This is a genomic window from Siphonobacter sp. SORGH_AS_0500 (assembly GCF_031453245.1).
In the GTDB taxonomy this organism is placed as follows: Bacteria; Bacteroidota; Bacteroidia; order Cytophagales; family Spirosomataceae; genus Siphonobacter.
The window spans coordinates 96,368-117,196 of record NZ_JAVIYT010000005.1; the positions used below are offsets into that span (position 1 = coordinate 96,368).

13 protein-coding genes are annotated in these 20,829 nt (G+C 47.3%); 9 read left to right on the forward strand and 4 right to left on the reverse strand.

Annotated elements, in window-relative coordinates; genetic code table 11:
• Positions 1–3: 3 nt before the first annotated feature.
• Genes QE357_RS21395 through QE357_RS21410 form a run of 4 tightly spaced genes read left to right on the forward strand, consistent with a single transcriptional unit; the run spans position 4 to position 8,015 of the window.
• Positions 4–1,698: a RagB/SusD family nutrient uptake outer membrane protein gene (locus tag QE357_RS21395; protein ID WP_309712195.1), complete on the forward strand. Its 1,695-nt coding sequence runs from the start codon at positions 4–6 to the stop codon at positions 1,696–1,698.
• Positions 1,699–1,755: 57 nt separating this feature from the next.
• Complete coding sequence (locus QE357_RS21400; RefSeq protein ID WP_309712198.1) at positions 1,756–3,465, forward strand: FAD-dependent oxidoreductase; 1,710 nt, start codon at positions 1,756–1,758, stop codon at positions 3,463–3,465.
• Positions 3,466–3,496: 31 nt separating this feature from the next.
• Complete coding sequence (locus tag QE357_RS21405; protein ID WP_309712201.1) at positions 3,497–5,308, forward strand: family 20 glycosylhydrolase; 1,812 nt, start codon at positions 3,497–3,499, stop codon at positions 5,306–5,308.
• 34 nt (positions 5,309–5,342) lie between these two features.
• Complete coding sequence (locus QE357_RS21410) at positions 5,343–8,015, forward strand: PQQ-dependent sugar dehydrogenase (RefSeq protein WP_309712204.1); 2,673 nt, start codon at positions 5,343–5,345, stop codon at positions 8,013–8,015.
• 244 nt (positions 8,016–8,259) lie between these two features.
• Here QE357_RS21410 and QE357_RS21415 read toward each other — a convergent pair whose 3' ends face one another.
• Positions 8,260–9,465 (reverse strand): ROK family protein, encoded by a 1,206-nt coding sequence (locus QE357_RS21415; RefSeq protein ID WP_307140651.1) that lies wholly within the window; start codon positions 9,463–9,465, stop codon positions 8,260–8,262.
• Positions 9,466–9,756: 291 nt separating this feature from the next.
• Between QE357_RS21415 and QE357_RS21420 the strand changes: the two genes are divergently transcribed.
• From QE357_RS21420 to QE357_RS21435, 4 genes are all read left to right on the forward strand, one after another.
• Entirely contained in the window at positions 9,757–10,713 is a 957-nt protein-coding gene (locus tag QE357_RS21420; protein WP_309712209.1) for a Gfo/Idh/MocA family oxidoreductase, read from the forward strand.
• A gap of 176 nt (positions 10,714–10,889) precedes the next feature.
• A complete protein-coding gene (locus tag QE357_RS21425) occupies positions 10,890–11,408 on the forward strand; it encodes a hypothetical protein (RefSeq protein WP_232793836.1) in 519 nt (172 codons plus the stop codon).
• Entirely contained in the window at positions 11,405–12,088 is a 684-nt protein-coding gene (locus tag QE357_RS21430; protein ID WP_106638316.1) for a hypothetical protein, read from the forward strand. The genes QE357_RS21425 and QE357_RS21430 overlap by 4 nt, the downstream gene beginning before the upstream one ends.
• Positions 12,089–12,228: 140 nt before the next feature.
• Positions 12,229–12,573, forward strand: coding sequence for a hypothetical protein (locus QE357_RS21435; RefSeq protein WP_106638315.1), 345 nt, complete (start codon positions 12,229–12,231; stop codon positions 12,571–12,573).
• A gap of 758 nt (positions 12,574–13,331) precedes the next feature.
• On the opposite strand, the gene QE357_RS21440 is transcribed toward QE357_RS21435, so the two are convergent.
• Positions 13,332–13,994 (reverse strand): recombinase family protein, encoded by a 663-nt coding sequence (locus tag QE357_RS21440; RefSeq protein ID WP_309712215.1) that lies wholly within the window; start codon positions 13,992–13,994, stop codon positions 13,332–13,334.
• Between the two features lie 1,191 nt (positions 13,995–15,185).
• On the opposite strand from QE357_RS21440, the gene QE357_RS21445 reads away from it, so the two are divergent.
• Positions 15,186–17,105 (forward strand): sialate O-acetylesterase, encoded by a 1,920-nt coding sequence (locus QE357_RS21445; RefSeq protein ID WP_309712218.1) that lies wholly within the window; start codon positions 15,186–15,188, stop codon positions 17,103–17,105.
• A gap of 599 nt (positions 17,106–17,704) precedes the next feature.
• Here the strand turns inward: QE357_RS21445 and QE357_RS21450 are convergent.
• Together QE357_RS21450 and QE357_RS21455 are read right to left on the reverse strand one after the other, a co-directional pair.
• Positions 17,705–19,636, reverse strand: a complete 1,932-nt coding sequence (locus QE357_RS21450; RefSeq protein WP_309712221.1) for an alpha/beta hydrolase-fold protein — start codon at positions 19,634–19,636, stop codon at positions 17,705–17,707.
• Positions 19,637–19,701: 65 nt separating this feature from the next.
• Entirely contained in the window at positions 19,702–20,814 is a 1,113-nt protein-coding gene (locus QE357_RS21455) for an esterase family protein (RefSeq protein ID WP_307140641.1), read from the reverse strand.
• Positions 20,815–20,829: the final 15 nt, after the last annotated feature.

A 20,829-nucleotide genomic window follows, 5' to 3' on the forward strand; every position in this document is an offset into this window, starting at 1 on the left:
CTCATGAAATACAGATTCCTCTCTATACTAAGCCTTTGCGTATCGATGACCCTGTTTTCGGGTTGCAAAGATTACTTAGCCCAGGCCCCCTTGGATGCCCCGGCTACGGGTGAGTTTTTCAATAACCAGAACGAAATGAACGGAGCCTTAACAGCCCTATACCGTTCGGCCTACTGGAATACGGGAAACACGCCCTATCAGTCCATGATGGATGGTTGGACGGATTTAGCCCTGCTGCGTGGACTTGATTTAGGCGAAGGCAATATTGATGTGTACAACGCTCACGCCCAAAACATCTGGACCTTTGCCTATGCGACCATTCAACGAGCGAACACGATGATTGAAGGCATGGAAAAAGGGAAAGGGAATGTTCCGGCGGCTACGTATAACCGCTTGCAGGCCGAAGCCCGGGTCTTACGGGCCTATGCTTACTTTTACCTCGCTTTCATGTTTGGCGATGCTCCCTTACTCACGAAACCTTTATCGCCAGAAGAATTTTACACACAAACCCGAACATCAAAAGCCGAGATCATCAAATTTATTTACGATGAACTCGACGCAGCAAGTAGCGTTCTGGCCTGGGCCCCAGCGGACTACGGACGGGTTAGTAAGGCGGTTGCTCTGGGCTTGAAAGCTCGCACCGCTTTGTATAATAAAGAATACCAGGTTGCGGCGAATGCTTCCAAACAAATCATCGACGGAGCAGGATTGAGTCTAAATCCAAACTTTGGGGATTTATTCACCAGAACCGGACAACTCAGTAATGCGGGCAAAGAAATCATGTTTCATGTCCTGCACTCGGAAGCCGATGCCAATTCGATTACGTACCTGCCGCTGGGCAGTATCTCCCGGTCAGCGGGCGGGCAATCGGGACGATTCCCCCAACAAAGACTCGTCGATATGTTTGAAGCCAAAGATGGCAAACGGATTGATGAATCTACGGTTTATGACCCCAGCAAACCCAGCCGTAACCGCGACCTTCGTTTAAAGTATACGGTAGCCTTGCCCGGTGATACCATCCGCATGAATTTGCAGACGCTGGTTTACACCATTTATCAGAATACCACCTCGTTTCGAAATACGGACGGTAGCTGGATTACCCGCACCAATGCCGATTTTGATAATGCCTTTGGTCCTGGCAAAAGTGGAGTAGGTTTGCTGCACGCCAAGTATACCTTAACCGAAGAAAATGCCTTTACTTCGCGGGTAGGCTTTATTCTGATGCGATACGCTGAAATTCTTCTGATGTACGCTGAAGCTAAAATCGAGTTAAATCAGGTGGATGATTCCGTAATCAATGCGATCAATCAAGTCCGGCAGCGAGCCAAACAGCCCGTGGTAGAAGCAGACGTTCGAACCAGTCCCACGAAACTGCGTCAGCTCATTCGTCGGGAACGGGTAGCCGAGCTGGCCATGGAAGGCTTCCGCTGGTTTGACATTCGTCGGTACGGAATCGGAGAGCTGGTCATGCCGCAGAAGATTGTGGGCGTTCCTAAAACGGCAACCACCCTTGCCGCTCCTCCTACGTTCACCAGCTCCGCGGCTCATGATCTGAATAACATTCCCGTTTATAACAACAGCGAATCCCAACGGTTCATGCGGGAACAACGGTACTGGTATCCCCGATTGGAACTATTACCCGTTCCTCAGACCGAACGAGATATTAATCCGAAGCTTACGCAGAATCCTAATTGGTAAATTTTCCTTCCCCCAGATAAGATTTAGCTGGGGGAAGCTTCTTTTTTATAATTACGTATGAATCGTCGTCATTTTATCGAGCGTTTGTCCCTGGGCAGTGGGGGCTTAATGGCTTCCTCCGCTCTGGCCTTTCCCCTGTCGGGGCAAGCCGCTTCTTTTTCAAAGGCCAGCGGTCAGGAATACACCGCCGATGTTGTCATTGCCGGAGGAGGCCTGGGTGGCTGTGCCGCAGCTTTAGCGGCTTTACGAAATCAGCAGACGGTTATTCTCACCGAAGAAACCGACTGGATTGGCGGACAGGTAACCCAACAGGGCGTTCCTCCCGATGAACACGACTGGATTGAAACGCACGGAGCAACTCGCCTGTACCGCGAATTCAGAACCTCCATGCGTCGCTATTATCAACAGTTTTATCCATTAACGGAGGCCGCTAAATCCCGCACGTATTTCAATCCAGGCGATGGAACCGTTTCTAAAATTTGCCATGAACCTAAGGTAGCTCTGGCCGTTTTGGAGCAGATGCTAAACCCTTACCTCAGTTCCCGACAATTACGCATTCTTTTGAATTATAAGGTAACGGCAGCTGACGTGAAGGGCGATGAAGTAAAAGCTCTGAAAGCCATCCACCGCCCCACGGGTACCACGGTGGTTCTGACGGCTCCTTATTTTGTGGATGCAACTGAACTGGGTGATTTATTACCTCTGACCCGAACGGAATTCGTTACCGGAGCGGAATCCAGAAAAGAAACCAACGAGTTACATGCCCCCGAAAAAGCCGACCCCAATAACGTTCAGGCCTTCACCATGTGCATGGCTTTGGATTACATTCCCGGATCCAATTTTGTCATTGACAAACCCAAAGAGTACAGTTTCTGGTCCAATTACACGCCTAAATTTACGCCAGCCTGGTCGGGGAAATTGCTCGATCTATCGTACTCCAATCCGAAAACGCTGGTCCCCAAAGCTTTAGGCTTTCATCCAGAAGGGATTGCTACGGGCGATAAACTGAACTTGTGGAATTACCGGAGGATCATTAACAAGGCCAATTTTAAAGCCGGATTTTTTCCCGGAGACATTACCCTCGTCAACTGGCCCCAGAATGATTACACCCTGGGTAACCTGATTGGTGCCAGTGAAAAAGATTTTACGCACCACGTCAATCGGGCCAAACAGTTAAGCCTTTCCCTGTTGTATTGGTTGCAAACCGAAGCTCCTCGCCCCGACGGCGGAGCGGGCTGGGCGGGACTCCGGCTCCGGGAGGATATTATGGGCACGGAAGATGGACTTGCCAAGTATCCGTACATCCGCGAATCCCGACGGATTAAAGCAGCCTTTACCATTCGGGAAGAACACGTGGGAGCCGAACAGAGAGCCCAGGTTACGGGTAAAAAAGAAACGCTGGCCGCCCCCTTTAAAGACAGTGTGGGCGTAGGATATTATCACATCGACCTGCATCCCAGCACGGCCCAGAATAACTACATTGACTTTGGCTCGCTGCCCTTTCAGATTCCGCTCGGAGCCTTGATTCCACAGCGGGTTCGTAACCTCCTGCCCGCCAATAAAAACATTGGCACCACTCACATTACCAATGGCTGTTACCGACTGCATCCCGTGGAATGGAGCATTGGCGAAGCCGTAGGTATGCTGGTAGCCTTTGCCCGTCAAAAACAGGTGATACCCAGGGCGGTGTACGAAAAATCTTCATTGCTTGAAGAATTTCAAAAGACCGTTCGCTCCCAGGGCATTGAAACCCAGTGGCCTGCTTAACCGGGCTTTGCAGGCTCTTAACTCTAAACCTATGTACTTTCGCTTTCTCTTTTTTTGCTTATTGTTTTTCCCTGGGCTCGGAAAAGGGCAGACGCCCGCTCTGATTCCTGTACCTGAAAGCCTTGAGATGGGTTCGGGTACTTTTACGCTGAGTACTCAGACACGATTTTACGCCAGTAACCCCGAAGTACGAGCGTTGATTCAGGAGCAACTCCCTTTTCTGAAATCAGCCTCTTCTCCCGCAGGAGCAACCGTTTTATTTGAGATTACCCCGAATCTGACCTTGGGTCGTGAAGGGTACGACCTTCACATCAGCCCTAAAAGCCTTACGCTGAAGGCTACGCAAATGGCGGGGCTTTTTTACGGCTTACAAACCCTGCGTCAATTACTGCCCGTTTCGTACACCGCTTCGTCCTACCCTGTTCCGGCTTTACACATCCGGGATCAACCCCGGTTTGGCTGGCGGGGGCTTATGCTGGACGTGAGCCGCCATTTCTTTGATAAGGCTTTTGTGAAGCGATACATTGATCAGATGGCCCGTTACAAGTTCAATGTCTTTCACTGGCATTTAACCGACGACCAGGGCTGGCGAATCGAAATCAAGAGTCTTCCCAAGCTGACGCAGGTAGGAGCCTGGCGAGTGCCCCGAACGGGTCGCTGGTGGGACATTGCCAACCCTGAACCGGGAGAAGTGCCTTCCTACGGCGGATTTTATACCCAGGAAGACATCAGGGAGGTGGTGGCCTACGCTCAGCAAAGACACATCACGGTTATTCCTGAAATAGACATGCCTGGTCATATCATGTCGGCCATTGCCGCCTACCCGCACCTGACCTGTGAACAAGCCCCTGCCGAAGTCCCCCCCAACGGTAAATTTTATAAGTTGAAGGACAACACTTTAAATCCCTGTAATGAAAGCACTTACGCTTTTATTGATCAGGTCTTTACGGAAGTAGCTCAGCTTTTCCCCGCTCCCTACATCCACGTGGGAGGCGACGAAGCGTACAAGGGTTTCTGGGAAAAATGCGAAAGCTGCCGGCAAACCATGCAAACGCATCAACTTAAAAACGTGGAGGAATTACAGAGTTATTTCATCAAACGGGTTGAGAAAATCGTGCAGTCCAAGGGTAAAAAACTCATCGGCTGGGATGAAATTCTGGAGGGCGGACTCGCTCCCGATGCTACGGTTATGAGCTGGCATGGCTTACGCGGGGGGATTGAAGCGGCGAAGCAAAATCACCCGGTTATTATGACTCCCTTCCAGTTCTCTTACCTGGATTTGTACCAGGGCGATCCTGCCGCAGAACCGGCTTCCTACGGAAATGCGAAGCTATCCACTACGTATACGCTGGAACCGCTGCCCGATAGTGTAGATGCGGCTCTGGTATTGGGAGGTCAGGGGAATTTGTGGACGGAAAACGTCCCCCACGCCCGGCACGTGGAATACATGACCTGGCCCCGGGCTTTTGCCATCGCTGAAATTTTATGGTCGCCCCGCAGAAAAAGAGATTTCCCGGAATTTCTAAGCCGGGTAGAAAATCATTTCAAGCGTTTCGATGAACAGGGCGTTAACTATGCCCGCAGTGTGTATAATCCTTTCGTAAGCGTTCAGAAACATCCTTCGGGTTCGCTGGAGATTGTACTGGAACACGAGATCCCGGAAACTCAACTTTACTATACGACGGATAACACGTTACCAGACTCTTACGCTCCTTTGTATACGCAGCCATTCCTCTTTCCCAAAGGTTCTGACCGGATCAAGGTACTGGCGTACCGGGCGGGTAAACCGCTGGCCAGGCTCCTGGAAGTTTCCTTAGCCGACCTGGAAAAACGGGCTAAATAATCCAGGTTTATTAACCTCTTTATTCGTTTGCTTTATGAAAATTCCAGTGCTAGTTCTGGGTATACTGGGTTGCTTGACCAGCTATACTTTTTCGAAAAAAACCGCGTTTCAGGCTCAACCTGACAGCAGCAGGTTTACGTCCATTCCTCTCGTTCAGGGCTTGGATGAGCCGATGGGCATGGCGATATTACCGAATAACGATGTCCTGATTGCCGAGCGAAAAGGCGGCCTTAGAAAATACGACGCCTCCCAGAAACAACTGCTTAAAATTGCCACTTTGAATGTCTTTAGCGGCATTGAAGATGGCTTTCTAGGCATTACGGCTGACCCGAATTACGAACAAAACCACTGGATTTACCTGTATTACGGCGTGGGGGGAGATCGTTGGGTAAGTCAGCTCGCTCGCTATGAATTCCGGGATAATCAGCTTGTTACCGCTTCGAAAAAAGTATTACTTGAAATTCCTACCCAGCGAAAATATTGCTGTCACTCAGCGGGTTACCTCACTTTCTCAAAACAGGGCGAGTTGTATTTAGCCACGGGCGATAATACCAATGCCGAGGAAATAGAGGGGCATAACCCTACCGACGAACGTCCCGGTCGCGAGCTGTCGGACGATCAGGCTTCTACGGCCAATAGTAATGACTTACGGGGGAAGATTCTTCGTATTAAACCCGAAGCCGACGGAACCTACAGCATTCCCGATGGTAACCTTTTCCCCAAAGATGGCTCCAAAGGTCGGCCTGAAATTTACGTCATGGGTTGCCGAAACCCCTTCCGCATTTCCGTAGATCCCAAAAATGGATTTGTTTACTGGGGTGACGTGGGCCCGGATACCCAGGTTCCCGCTGAAGAAGGTACGTTGAGTTACGACGAAATCAATCAGGCTCGCAAACCGGGCTTTTTTGGGTATCCTTATTTTCTGGGAAACAACGAAGCCTTCCCTAAATACGACTTTGCTACCAAAAAAGAAGGCCCTAAACAGGACCCCGCCCATCCGGTCAATAACTCCCCTCATAACACAGGTCTTAAAGAGCTTCCTCCCGCCCAGCCCGCTCTGATCTGGTACGGCAAAGGGCCTTCCAAACGCTGGCCTATGGTGGGTAAAGGGGGAGCTAGTGCCATGGCTGGACCTGTCTATTACCAGGATGAATTTAAAAATGCTCCGTATCGTCTGCCCGCCTATTATGAAGGCAAGGTCTTCATTTACGACTGGATTCGTCGCTGGATTATGGCTGTTACTTTAGACGAAAAGGGTAACTATCAAAGCATGGAGCCTTTCCTGAGCCATCTGAACTACGTGGCTCCCATTGATATGCAGTTTAACCGGGATGGTTCGATCTACCTGCTTGCCTACGGCACCAACTGGTTTGCCAATAATGCGGATGCCGGACTCTACCGCATTGAATACGCCGAAGGTAATCGCCGACCCATTGCTGACATTCAGGCCAATCAGACGGTCGGAGCTGCCCCTTTGAAAGTAAGCTTTTCAGCAGCCAACTCTAAAGACTACGATCCCGAAGACAGCCTGCGTTTTAGCTGGAAGGTGGGGTCCAGAACCTATCCGGGGAAAGAGCTGACCCATGTGTTTACGAAAGTCGGTATTCATCCTGTTTTACTAACAGTAACCGATTCCAAAGGAGCGGAAAGTACGACCAGCGTTCAAGTAAAAGTAGGTAACACTCCTCCTACTGTCCAGATTCAGTCAGCTCAAAATCAGAGCTTTTACTGGGATAAACGTAAACTGGATTATCGGGTCAGCATTAAAGACCCGGAAGACCAGCGGATTGATCCGAAACGCACGCAAATCTCTTTTACCTACTTACCCTTCGGAAAAGATATTGCGAGTGTATTGACCGGAAATACGCACCAGATTTCTGCTCACGCCCAGGGGAAAAGTCTTTTCGAAGCGTCAGATTGTAAATCATGCCATGCTTTGGCTTCCGCATCCATTGGCCCCAGTTTGCAGGCAATTGCCCAAAAATATAAAGGAACGAAAGTGCTAGAAACCCTTACCGAAAAAGTCATCAAGGGTGGTAGCGGTGTCTGGGGTAAATATGCCATGAGTCCTCACCCTGACCTACCCAAAGCCGATGCTCAGGAAATGGTCAGTTACATTCTTTCGCTGGGGGATGAGCAAAAAAAGCTTCCTTCGAATGGTAGCCTTACTTTGACAGGACACGAAGGAAAATCCGCCGAAGGAGCGTATGTTTTCCTGGCTCAATATACCGATCAGGGAGCTCATGGGATTGAAGCCCTTACCACTCGGAAGCATCTGCTCCTGAGAAATCCACTGCTTCAGATGGAAGATAATGACCGGGGTAATGTCGGCGTGATTATTGCTACGGCCAGCACGGATTTTGTCTCTTACATTCGCAAGATTTACCATCAGACCTATGTGGTTTTCAATCAATTGGATCTTAATGGGATTCAGCAACTTAAATATCGGATTCAGAGTCAGGCACCTGGCGGCACCATTGAGTTGCGGCTCGATAGCCCGCAGGGGCCATTGGTAAGCAGTTTAACCGTACCAGCGGCGGGCTCTTCCCGACCCGAATGGAAGGAAATGCTAGCTCAGGTAAAGCCAACGAAGGGTTTCCATGACCTGTACTTCGTGTTTGTCAATCCGCAGGCTGCACCGAAAAAGGAACTGTTCTACGTAGACTGGGTATACATGGAACCTTCCCGCTCCGTATCTACCAAGTAAGCCAGACCTGAGAAGCTAGTTTTACTAAAATAGAGAGACAACCTTCACTTGTCTCTCTATTTGTTAAAGATGATCGTTGAGGGCGTTTACGGTTCATCAGCGTTACCCGAAAAAAGCGTTGGTAATACTGAGTGTCACAGACGCCTTTCTCAGCCATCCGCGACTTTGTCGCGGACGAACAACGCTCTCTCCATCAGGAAGATAATACCAAAGCAAGTTATTCGGGATGACTAATAAGGAGAGCTTAGATAAGCGAAAGAACGCGATCCCTTACCAGCAGACAGGCCCCGATAATTCCGGCGTGCTCGCCCAGACTGGACATCTTTACCTCCGTGTCTTTATTCACCAGACTTAAGGAATATTTATTCAGAGCAGTTTTAACGGGTAACTGAATGTATTCCTGCGTCTGAGCCAGACTGCCGCCCAGAATCACTAACTCAGGATTAAACACATTAATAAGGAAAGCAATGCCCCGACCCACGTTTTCGCCGAGTTTGGCAATGAGTTCAATGGCTAATACATCGTCGTTGAGGGCTGCGGCGATGATGTCCTGCATCTGAATTTGATCCGGCGATAATCCCTTGCGGGTCAGCACCGAGGTTGATCCTTCATTGAGTTTTTCCCGAAACATGCGGGTTAAAGCCCAACCCGAAGCTTCGGTTTCCAGACACCCTTTTTTACCACAATGACAGATAATTTCGTTATCAAAAATAGGCACGTGTCCGAGTTCGCCCGCATAACCAGATTTGCCGTAATACAACTGGCCTTCAATGAGTATGCCCACGCCAATGCCGTAATCCAGGTTGAGAAAAAATACGTTCTGTTCCCGGTCTACTACGCCCGTACAAAATTCCCCGTAGGCCATAGCCCGTGAGTCATTTTCCAGAAAAACTTTGATTCCTACTTTTTTCTCAATGACCTCACTCAGCGGACGTTCTTCGAAGAAGTAAAAGCTATAACTGTAACCCGTTTCGTAATTAATGCGGCCCGAGAGATTAATGCCAATGCCTAAAATTTTCGTCCGTGGCACGGTTAACTCTTCGATGAATGCATTGATATGCTCACACAACGTATCCAGGGATACCTGCGTGTTATCCAGAACAAAGGGAAGGTGTTCCGTTACTTTCAGCAGGTTTTTCTGCAAGTCCAGTAAGCCTATGTTGATATGCGTCTGCTTTACATCCACCCCCAGAAAAAACGCCGAATGAGGAACCACCCCATACAGGTTAGGCTTCCGACCACCCGACGATTCAATTTTGCCATAATCCTGCACCAGCCCTTCCGCTATCAATTCATTGACAACCGAAGTAACCTTGGGCACACTAATGGATAATTCCTTCCCTAGCTCAGGAATGATGGCATTACCAACATTAGCAAAATAACTCAGAATGCTACGTTTAGGATCGAAACTTTTACTGGAAGCTTTGGGTGACTCGACTAGTTTAGTCATCGTAATTATTCATTCAATAAGCTGATCGGAACGGGAAGTTCCGTTCCATCAGAACGTGTCTTTCGATCCGTAGATCTGACTCCATCCTTTTCAAAAAGAAACAAAGCAATGTAATCAGAATTATGTTTTTGTGCTAACAGAAACGCTTTTAATCTCGCTTTTCTTCCGTGAAATTCCACCTGACGACGGCTCAAATGAATCCAAAAATTCAACTGACAGGGCAGATTCAGATCACATTTAAAGCTCCAGATTTTCACTATACTTTCACTTCTAAAGATTCATTCACCATTCATGTTAACCCGACGAAAGTTTCTCGAAACCAGTACACTTGCCGGTTGCAGCCTGCCTTTTCTTTTCCACAAAACGTCCCCACCAGAGGCGAACCGTATCGGAATTATTGGGCTAGATACCTCTCACAGTCAAATCTTTACAAAGTTGATTAATGAAGGTTCGTATGATGGCTTTAAAGTCGTAGCCGCTTATCCTGAAGGTAGCAAGGATATACCCTCGGCCCTAAAGCTTAAGCCGGGAGTCATCGAAGGCGTTAAAAAGTTAGGCGTCGAATTAGTCGATTCCATTGAAGCCTTACTTGAGAAAGTAGATTATGTACTGCTGGAAACCAACGACGGTAGGCCGCACCTCTCTCAGCTATTACCCGTTCTGAAGACCCGAAAACCCGTATTTATCGATAAACCCATTGCTCCCAACCTGGCCGGTGCCCAGGCCATTTTCAAAGCAGCTTCGGATTACCAAACGCCGGTGTTTTCTTCCTCGGCTTTACGCTTTGAGCCGAGTGTCCAACAGGTAGTGAAAGGGACGATAGGTAAAGTGCTGGGAGCGGATGTGTATACCCCCGCCGAGATTGACAAGAACCATTTGGATATGGCCTGGTACGGCATTCACGGCGTTGAAATGCTCTTTACCCTGATGGGTTCGGGCTGTAAAAGCGTGAGCAGAATACACGAACCGGACACTGATTTAATCACGGGCGTTTGGAGTGACGGAAGAATTGGAACCGTTCGGGGCATTCGCAAAGGGACTGCCTCCATCGCCGGAACAGCCTTCGGAGAAAAAGGCATCGCTACCTTAGGCCCATTCAGTGGCTATCGACCTCTAATTGATGAAATCATTCAATTTTTTAAAACCGGAAAAGCTCCGGTAACGCCCGAACAAACCCTGGAAATTTTTACGTTTATGCAAGCCGCAGACCTTAGTAAACAGGCAGGGGGCAAGAGGATACCTATGTAGTTTATACCATACATTAAGTACTAGTATCCGAATCTAAGAATTTACATGACGACCGCTCAAAATAGTTGAAGTTTAAGCCCTTTGCCTTAATTGCTTTTTATTTTGGATATATAAAAATATAGTACTTGTTTGCTGTTCGCGATTTGCAAACAGCAAACAAGTACTATATTTGAATCATGAATGATCACAAGGGTATGAGACCGCACGATATTGCTATTCTCCTGAAGATAGTACTACTCTCCAACGAGAACAAGCCCTGGCAATATCGTGATTTAAGCGTTGCTTTAGATATTAGCTTGTCTGAGATATCTCAGTCTTTAAGAAGAAGTGCATTTTCAGGACTTTATCAGGAAGACCGAAAAAAGGTATTCAGGCAACGTTTATACGAGTTTTTACAATTTGGACTTCCCTATACCTTCCCCGTCAATCCTGGCTCTCTAGTTACTGGAATAAAAACTGCCCACTCTCATCCTTATTTTAGAGAAAAATTAATAAGCAGCCAAGAGCTGGTCTGGCCTTATGAGGACGGAGATACCAGGGGGCAAGCCATCAAACCCTTATACCCTGGAGTTCCTGCTGCCATTCAAAAGGACGAGATATTCTACAAAATGTTAGCCAGCATTGATATTCTCAGAGTTGGCCAAGCCAGAGAAATACTCATTGCTAAAGAAGAATTAGAAAAGTCCATTTTATGAGCCATCAACAAAATATAACGAGAATCAAAGCGGTCTACTTGGCTCTGGAGGAGTTAGGGGATGAAGTACTTTTTGTGGGAGGAGCAACCGTTTCTCTTTACAAAGATCGTCCAGCAGAAGAAATTCGCCCAACCAATGATGTAGACATTCTGATTGAGCTAGCTCATTACAATGAATATGCTACTATTGAAGAAAAGCTTCGCAAAAAAAGGTTTGTTCATGATACGGAATCGGGCGTTATATGCCGTTATAAAATACAAGGAATAGTAGTAGACGTTATGCCTACATCTGGGGCAATACTAGGTTTTAGCAATAGATGGTACGCGGAAGGCTTCAAGCAAGCAATCCATGTTTCTATTGATGAAGGCATTACTATCCGTATTTTCCATCCGGTTTATTTCTTAGCTACAAAGCTAGAAGCTTTCAAAAGCCGGGGAGGAAACGATGGAAGGCTAAGTACAGATTTTGAAGATATAATTTACCTACTCAATAACAGAAATACAATCTGGGCAGAGCTTGCTCAAACCACCGGAACAATTCGGACCTATCTCGTAGAAGAGTTCAAACAACTTATTTCTCATCGGTATATCGACGAGTGGGTCAGTTCTCATTTAGCCTACTCGGAACAACGTCGAGTATCGTTCATCCTTCTATCCATAGAGAACTTCACTCATTCGTAAGTAGAAAGTAATATATTTTTAAGTTAACCCTTATAGCTCAGGTTAATATTAAATATAAAATAGATCTAATCATTGATTATATTTCTTATTTTGGTTGACTTTATAATTGACCAAATCCACACCAATAGAAATCAACGATTATGAGTTTTTCTTTACTGAAACCCCGCCAGGTAATTAACAAAGCCTTTCTAAAAGTTAAGCCTAATCGAATTGATATTAAAAAATTCAAAAAGAACCTGATCCAAGTGCTAGATCAGGTTCATGAGCTGGAATCTGAAGAGTTTCATAAGAATATTGTTTCTCGTTTTTTAGAAGCCACGTATTACTCGCCTAACCATTATATCAACACGAAGGGTCGTAATGATTTAGTCATTCACAATGGAAACTCTTCCCACACTTCAGTAGGCGTTATACTGGAAATTAAAAAGCCCACTAATAAGGCAGAAATGTTAAGCCTTGGAAAGCTTAATACGAAAGCTTTCTAGGAACTACATTTATATTATTTACGGGAACGCATCACTGGTAAGAACATAGAAATTAAACACGTAATTGCTTCCAACATTTACGAGTGGTTCATTTTTGATGGAAGTATTTTTGAACGAGTCTTCGCCCAGAACAAGCGATTGGTTCAAAAGTTTATTGATTTCGAAGCAGGTAGACTCGGGGATCGCAAAACAGAATATTTTTATAAAGAGATTGCTGAACCGGCAATCTTTTCGTACAGTGCTATTGCACGAATCCTTGGAGTACATCGCCTTACCGTATCTAGTTATGCTACTTTACATGGATTGAAGAAGTAGTAAGATAAAACGTAGCAAGTCATTTAAAAAAATGGAATGACTTGCTGCATTCTCTATAGTAAGTAAAATTTATTCAATACCAATTCAAAATCATATACTAGTTGATTTAACCCTATAACTATCCACGATTATTATTAAGCTCTATATTTATTAAAGTTAATTCCCGATATAACTCCAATAAGAATATTATCTTATAAAAAATAGTAATCAGCAAGTCAGCTAATTCTTTTAATCCATAATTTCTATCTTTACAAATCTCATTTATCATCGTCAAATACGACAAATAGTATCATGTCAAATAATGATCTCCTAAAAATAAGTATTAGTTCTAAAATGGTTTTCGATTAAACATTGATATATTTCTCTTAACCTAAATGTAAAGCAAAGTCAATTCCTCTATCGTCTACGTCATTACTATGCACCATTATAAGCTAATTAATGAGTTATTTAAATAGTTTAACAACCCGCTGAACCTGCACAATCTGAAAGCTTCCCCCCTTACGAGTAGTAAATCCATTCGCATTAAGTTGGCGAGCAATTTCGGCCCAGCTATACCCAAAATCCCGTAGTTTCTTCGCGAACGCTCCGGCCCGGCGGTTGTTTTGATCGGCCTGGGCATTCAATTGCGTATGGAGTGTTCCTTTGCGTTTAGCTTGTTCCGTTAAGTTAGCCGGAGTACCTAAAGTAAAACCCCTTTTTTTCTTTTCGGCCAAAGCTTTTTTCGTTCGATCTGCAATCAGCTCTCGCTCGTGCTGAGCCATGGTAGCCAGGATACCAATGGTGAGGGTATTGGCTTCTGGCATGTCGCAACACACGAAGTTCACCCCCGAATCCCGAAGGGTAAAGACAAAGGCTACATTACGAGTCAATCGATCCAGTTTCGCGATGAGTAAGGTGGCTCCATTAGATTTACAGTGGGCGATGGCGGCCTGTAGTTGGGGCCGTTCATTTTTCTTTCCGGATTCGATGTCGGTAAAGCTGGTAAGCACCTCCCCTCTGGAAGTCACAAAATTTTCAACGGCCTGCTTCTGGGCTTCAAGTCCTAACCCGGACCTTCCCTGCTTTTGAGTGGAGACTCGGTAATAAGCCACAAACGCTTCTCTCATTTTTAAATTATTTTATTAATTACCTGTTCCACGGCAGAAATTCTTCAAATATACTAAAAATTACAAAGCATGAATGAGCATTTAAAGAATGTAAAATTCGATGCTATCATAGTATATAATTATATATTTTTAATATCCATTACATTTTCTTATAATCAATAAATGTAATGAGCAAAACCTCATAACCACTCTTGTAAAACCAGATATAACAATTTATTATTTTAAAGCAACATTCATCACTTTTATTAATATATCTCTTAGGAGCAATCTGAATCATGAAGATTTAATTGAAAAATATACATGACTCATCGATCATTATTTTAAGTGATATAATTTGCCTTTTCATCATCATATCCTATTCGTTAAAAAATTTTCTATTTCAATCTGTCAAGCAGAACGGAGGACCTTACTGATGCCTCCGAGTCGTTCCCGCAGTCGCTCGGCTCTAGCCGAGTGACTGCGGAATGGATATCAACAATTGGATGTTAGCTGAATGATGCCAGCGAAAAAGCTGGCATCGGTGGGACTGAAGTCTATGGATTTGTCCTTTCATTTTCTCGCAGTCGCTCCGCTAGAGCCGGCGACTGTGGGAGACTCTGTAATCTAGTAAAAGCCTTTTTGGTTTTTAAAGAGTGGAGACGCGACTGTATCGCCTTTGACTCTCTCCGTCATGGCTGGTGTCTCACCAGTCCCCAGTCGTTTGTACGCAAACTTTGTACGCAAACATTGTTTGGTAAGGCACCAACCACGGCGTAGGTAAGGAATACAGAGGTAACCCAAAACCGCCTCTTACCCAGATACAGTCGCGTCGCTACTGGGGAACCTGTGAGGTAGGCGGCTTTATTAGGGATTTTGGGTTTAAACCATAGAGACTGACATGACCCACTGGTGCGAGGTTCCATCTCGTTCCTTCAATGAGGCAGGTTCTCACCTGCCGTTACCCTACAAACCTGTCATCCAAAGCGAATAAACCTACTGATCTTGCTTTCCTGTTCTCAGTCGAAAAGGGTTTCAGAAGCGATACTTCGCATGAGGATTATACAATTATACATTTTAGACAGTCCTATACACTTTGAGCAAAAGTTTAGCTGAAAAGTTCTAGCATTCTCAGGGCCTACCTTGTATTTTAGTAGCCATACTCTTTCCGTGATCTGGCTGCTCTCGCCAGCATTCTCGTTCATCGATACCTTCATGAAAAAATCAGCTTTCCTTTTTTATTTTCTTGTTCTCATTGGCTTTTCGCTTTCCGCTCAGGTTCGTTTGCCGAAATTCATTAGTGACGGCATGATCCTCCAGCGGGACACTCCATTAACGATTTGGGGCTGGGCCAAACCCGGCGAAAAAGTAACCGTACGTTTCCAAAACAAAACGTATAAGACCACTACATCATCGAACCGTAAATGGCAGATAGGCCTACCCGCCCTACCCGCTGGTGGGCCTTTTCAGATGGAAATTGCCGGGAGTAATCGGATTACCATTCAGGATATTTTACTGGGAGATGTCTGGTTTTGCAGTGGTCAGAGTAACATGGTGCATCAATTAAATATTCATGATGTTACCTACGCTCAGGAAATTAAAACAGCTAATTACCCCCAAATCCGGCAATTCTGGGTACCAACGCTGACCAACCTTCAAAGCCCGCAGGCCGAGTTGCCGCAGGGACAATGGAAAGCCGCTGTGGGTGAGGAGGTTCGGCCCTTTTCGGCAGTTGCCTATTTTTTCGCGAAAACACTCCATGAAAAGTATAAAGTCCCGATTGGTATCATCAATGCCAGCGTGGGAGGCACGCCCATTGAAGCCTGGATGAGTGAAGAGGGGTTGCGAAACTTTCCCGACGCAGTCGCCACTTTGCAAAAAAATAAAGACACAGCCTACGTTCAAAGCCTGATGCGGCGAGTCACGACCCCGCAAGCCCCGACCGATGCGGGTCTGGAAGCCTCCCCGAAGTGGTACGAGGTCAATGACTCCTCCAAAGGCTGGCGGCCCATCAACGTTCCCGGCTATTGGGAAGATCAGGGAGTGAAAGACCTGAACGGTATCGTCTGGTATCGGCGGGAGCTGGAACTTCCGGCGACGATGGTGGGGAAAGCCGCCAAGGTTTTTCTGGGTCGGATTGTCGATGCGGATGAGCTGTACATCAATGGTATTCTGATTGCAAAAACGGCTTATCAATACCCCCAGCGACGTTATCCTGTCCCCGCAAACATACTAAAGGCAGGGAAAAACACCATCGTGGTTCGGGTAACGAATACCGGAGGCAAAGGTGGTTTCGTACCGGATAAACCCTACTGCCTTTTCGCCGGAACCGATACCGTAGAACTGAAAGGAACGTGGCAGTATAAAGTTGGCTCTGTGTTCAAGCCCCAGCCTCGGGGCGAGTTCCAGGGAGGCCTGAATGCTCAGAATCAGCCGACGGCTTTGTTTAATGCCATGGTTGCTCCCTTTATTCCCTACGCAATCAAAGGGTTTTGCTGGTATCAGGGCGAAAGTAATGCCGGACAACCACAGGCGTATGCTCAACTGTTACCCGCCCTGATTCAAAACTGGCGGCGGCTGTGGCAACAGGAATCGCTACCCTTTTTGTACGTACAACTGCCCGGCTACATGGATTACCAATACCTGCCCGGCGAGAGTAACTGGGCCCTGATGCGGGAAGCTCAACTGAAAGCTCTTTCGGTGCCGAATACGGCGATGGCCGTGGCGATTGACTTGGGGGAATGGAATGATATTCACCCCGATAACAAAAAAGACGTGGGCGAACGCCTGGCCCGAACGGCCCTAAAAACAGTTTATCACGAAAATATAGTCGCTTCCGGACCGCTGTTTCAGTCGGCCACGATACAGGGAAATAAAATAAAACTCAGCTTCACGAACGTCGGAAGTGGCTTGCAGGCCATTGACGGCGAACCCCTGGGTGACTTCGCGATTGCGGGTAGTGACAAGAAGTTTGTCTGGGCACAAGCCCGGATTGAGGGGGATCAAGTAGTAGTCTGGAGCGATGAAGTGCTTAATCCACAGTACGTTCGTTATGCCTGGGCCGACAACCCGGTTCACGCCAATCTTTACAATAAAGAAGGCTTACCCGCCTCTCCGTTCCGAACGGATCAGTAGTTTGCAAATCCTAGCGACTGTCTAAAAATAAAAGTTTATGCAGCGATCTGTCAGCGAGAGCGAAGCGGAGGAGCTTACTTGCTTGCTTCCCCGGATTTCATCCGGGGCTATCCGTGTTGAACCCCTCCGGGGTTATTGGTTGTAAACCTATTATAAAAACAACCCCAGCGGGGTTGAATATGAATAGCCCCGGATTTCATCCGGGGACAAGGCGGTGCCTAGTTTAGTGCTGATGATAATCACATTATCATCAGCATCTGTCATTCAGAGCAAAGCGAGTAATCTTATGATCTTTTGCGAGCTTGTTGGGTCAGGTGCTAACTTGACTAAACCCGCCCCATTCCACCCAAGGTCTCTCACTTCGTTCGAGATGACAGATAAGGGGTTTAGTTTAAATCCATTCCGTCTCGTTCCTATGATAAGGCAGGTGGGTGCCTTATCCCTCAAAGTTTCAAAAGCCCTGATCTTCGATTCTATATCCTAGACAGCTTTTTAACAAAAAGAAAAATCCACCCGGTGAGGTGGATTTTTCTTTTCACTGCCAGTACCCTTATAAAAAGTCAAAAGCAGCGAATTTTCGGGGTTGGAGGGGCAGCACTTTACTTAAATAACAAAGGAACAAACGAGTACAGATCGTGCCGCCAGACGGGCCAGGTATGCCCGCCGGGGTATTCGCTGTACTGATACTTGATTCCTAGCTCATCGAACTTTTGTCGCATGATTTTACAATTCTGGAACGCAATGTCTTCGGGGCCCCCCATCGAAATCCAGAGCTGTTTCAGGTTGGTATTGATGGTTGAAGCATTGGTTTTCATGAAGGCATATTGCGGGTCGGAGAGCGTTGGATTGTTGGCAAACCAGCCCGAGCTGAATACGCCCAGATACGAAAAGAGATCGGTATTTTTCACGCCCGCGTACAGCGTTTGAAGACCGCCCATCGACAAACCCGCCAAGGCTCGGTTACCCGGCTCCTTTTTGACGCGGTAGTTACTTTCAATCAGGGGGATCACCGCTTGCTTCAATTCACTTTCGAAGGCTTTCAGTACATTTTCGTTGAAGCCCGCCAGTCCGCCGCCCATACTCACGTTTCCGTCCAGCATAACAACCAGCATGGGTTTTGCCTGTTGGTCGGCAATCAGATTGTCCAGAATCAGATCCGTTTTACCCTGGGTCGCCCAGCCGCGTTCATCTTCCCCACCGCCGTGCAAGAGGTACAGAACCGGGTAGGTTTCGCCGGCATTCTTATCGTAGCCCGGAGGAGCATACACGTAAACCCGCCGCCAGCTATTCGTCACGGGTGAAAAATACCGCTTCATCCGAATGTCGCCGTGCGGCACTTCTTTCAGGGCGAAGTAACTGCCGTCCGGGTCCGGAATTTCGATACCACTTGCCATCCGGCTCATGCCGTAAAAAGATTCGCTGGCCGGATCAGCTACGGCCACTCCATCAATCAGCAGGGAATAATAGTGAAATCCCCGGCTTACGGAATCCGTCGTCACCGTCCAGAATCCGCTGGTATCTTTCACCATATCATACTTCTTGCCCAGGTCTACCTGTACTTTCTGAGCCTCGGGAGCTTTTACCCGAAACACCACCCGATTATCCGGTAAAATCTGCGGATACGAGGCGTTACGAATATTGGTAGTCGCCGACGTGCCCAGCACCGTGTATTTGGAAAGGGACGCTACATCAACGGGCTTGAAGAGAAACTGGGAAAACATGTACAGCCCGTTTTTCCAGACTTTGAAATCATGTACGCCCGGTTCGACGTAGTATACGTGCGGCACCCGCTTCTCAAATAGATAGTCGTGCGTGCGTTTGCTGAAGGTAATCAGGTTGTCTTTATCGCCGCAGGAAATCCAGAGCAGCTTTAGTTTCTTTTTTGCTTCTTCCGGATTGGGTACCAGCTCTTCCGGTTTTCTAGTGTTGGGGGCCGAAGAGAAGCCGCCGACCCAGGCGAATTTGTCCAGATTGCCCAAGCCGAAATTGAGCGATTGCCCGCCCCCCATCGAGAGTCCCGCAATGGCCCGATGTTCGCGGTCCTTCAAAGCGGGGTATTTTTTCTCGACAAAGGGAATCAGATCGTTCAGTAGATCTTTCTCAAAGGTACTGAACGCTTCTACTTTTTCCTTATCGAAAATATTACCAATCGGACGGTCATTTTTCATGGCCCGCCCATTAGGCATAACGACGATCATCGGTTCGAGTTTGTTTTCGGCGTACAGGTTATCCAGAATGACCTGAGGTTTGCCGCCGTTTAGCCACTCTTTCTCGTCGCCGCCAATCCCATGCAACAGATACAGGACGGGATATTTTTTGTTTTTGGCGTATCCGGGCGGCGTATAGATCAAAGCTTTCCGCTTGACGCCCACCGTTTTTGAATCATAGCTTACGGTATCCAGTTTGCCGTGAGCGATATCAGATCGGGCCACATCAAAACCTTTGGGGGCTTCTTTGACCGTAGGCTGAGCCAAGGCAGCACCCCAGGTTACGACCCAAAAGGTACTGAGGAATAGGAATTTAAGGTTCATAAGGAATGGATAGATAAACCGATCCTTCGGAAGGATAATGATCCGGAAGTAGTCAGTGGATTAGGTTAGTTCTTGAACAGCAGTGGAGCCAGTTCGTGGAGGCTCCGTCGCCAGGTCTGGAATTCGTGGCCGGTATTGGCGGAGACGTAGGAAACGGCGTTGTACCCCGCCTTTTTCAAGTCCTCAGCAGCCTTTTTCACGGCTTCGGGTCGCTCCTTACTGCCGCAACTGATGAAAAGCAAATGGGCTTTGGGTTGATCTTTTAACTCTTCCGGCGTATACAATCCACCGCTGAGGAGGCCGTAATAGCCGAACACTTCGGGTTTGTTGAGGGTGATGGTATGCGTTTCCATGCCCCCCATCGACAGTCCGGCCATCGCCCGATTGGAGCGGTTAGCCAGGGTTCGGAAGTGCGTATCTACGTACGGAATTAGCTCATCGACCAACACCGTTTGAAAGGGTTCAATCTTGAAATTACGGATGCCGCCCATTTTCACTTCATTCGTCATGCCGTAAGTCATCACAATGATAAAGGGTTTGATTTTTCCCTCGGCAATCAGATTGTCCATGATCAGATTGGCATGTCCCTGATTACTCCAAGCGGTTTCATCTTCGCCCCAGCCGTGCTGGAGATATAATACCGGATATTTTTTTGAGGATTCCTTTTCGTATCCCGGTGGCGTATACACAAAAGCCCGGCGGGAGGTATTTGTACTTTTAGACGGGAAAAGCACCTGCTGTACGTGGCCATGCGGAACATCTTTCAGGGCGTAAAAATCCTGATCATGGGCGGGAATCTCGATGCCGCTCTCCCAGCGTACCGAGCCGTAATAGTTCTTAGCCCCGGGGTCATTGAATTTCCCACCGTCAATGGTTACGTTGTAATAATGGAAACCCTCATCCATGGGTCCGGCCGTCGTGCCTACCCAAAAGCCGTCGTCGCTTTTGGTAAGCAGCGTTCCGCCTTTCCCGCCCAGGCCTAGACTCACTCGCACACTATCCGCTTGAGGGGCCTTGATGCGAAACCGGGCATACCCCTGCGAGTTGACCTGCGGGTATTCCTGACCGGGTTGATTCAAAGTGGAGGGTTTAAAATCCTCCGTTACGGTTGTTTGTGAAAAGCAGGCGGTCTGAGCCAACGCATAGGCCAGCACGACCGCGATTGTGTTCCGAATCATAGATTTGTTTCTTAG